The sequence below is a fragment of the Oceanobacillus massiliensis str. N'diop genome (assembly GCF_000285495.1).
Taxonomy (GTDB): Bacteria; Bacillota; Bacilli; order Bacillales; family Amphibacillaceae; genus Oceanobacillus; species Oceanobacillus massiliensis.
The window spans coordinates 1-1,144 of the sequence record NZ_CAER01000089.1 but is presented as its reverse complement, the minus strand read 5'-3'; the positions used below and the strand labels follow the sequence as shown (position 1 = coordinate 1,144).

1 protein-coding gene is annotated in these 1,144 nt (G+C 40.9%); it reads right to left on the bottom strand.

The annotated features are described in order from the left end of the window. Window positions 1-44: 44 nt before the first annotated feature. Window positions 45-1,144 (bottom strand): ISL3 family transposase (locus OMHG_RS00185; protein WP_010647096.1); only part of this gene is annotated, 1,100 nt, incomplete at its 5' end.

Below are 1,144 nucleotides of genomic sequence, written 5' to 3'. Positions count from 1 at the left end.
GGTTCTAAGTCAAATGTTGGGGTGAGCTAACGCTCACTCCTTCTTTATGCGACTCGTCCATTTATAGTTTTATATTGATGATGTAATAGTACCCTTAATCGAAACCGATCAAATCGACGGTAACCGAAAGCGTTCCTCTTTATTACTTTCGTTTGGTTGTTAATCCCTTCAATATAGCCATTATGTAAGTTAAAGGCAAAACTATTCATAATCTCTTTCTGCCAGTTTTGAAAGGTTTCCGCAGCCTTCATAAATTCCTCGATTTCAGATGCTTTTACTAAGTCGTAAAACGCATATAAACGTTCTTTGACTTCCTTTAGATTAGAAGGCCCTAGGGCCTTCGCTTCTTCAAACCAAAGCCGATATGCTTCTTTTAACTGGTATGCTTTCCGCAGGGTATCCGACATTTCTAAGTAACGCTCCAGATACCAGCGTTGCTTCTCAGTTAACGTTTCACTCTTCTTATGAAATACATGCTTCATTCGCTTACACTTTTTACGATCATAATCGCTAAATTGCTTTTGTTCTTTTCTTCTTACTCGTTCAAGCGCCCAATAAATATATCGGCAAAAGTGAAAGCGATCAGCTACTACAATTGGTTTCCCTAATGCTTGGTCTACGGCTGCTTTGAAGGAATGGCTCATGTCCATTACTACCACTTCTACTTTCTGCCCATGCTTTCTTAAATAAGACTTAACCGTCTCCTTTTTTCTATCCGACAGAATCTCAAGAGGTTTTCGGTTAACCGGATCCGCTATGATGGTTTGATACTTTTCTCCATCAGCGTCCCCCTTATATTCATCAATCGCGATGACAGAAGGCAACTCCTTCGTCTCTTTTAGAAAAGTTGACCCGACTTCGTCAAACCTACGCATGACGGTAGTCGCAGAAGTGCTAAAGCGAGAAGCGATATCCTGGAAATTCTTTCCGTGGATAAGCTCCAAGGCAATCGCCTGCTTAAATTCTCTAGACTGACGCTGATAGCGCTCTACCAAAGAATTTTTCTCATAGAAACGCTTTGCACAATGCCCGCATTGATAGCGACGTTTACGATAAAAAATAAGTGTTTCTCTTGCAAATAGTTTCGTGTGCTGTATCTTTTGAATGCGGTAGTCATGCACCTTTTGGGAAAGGGTATGACACG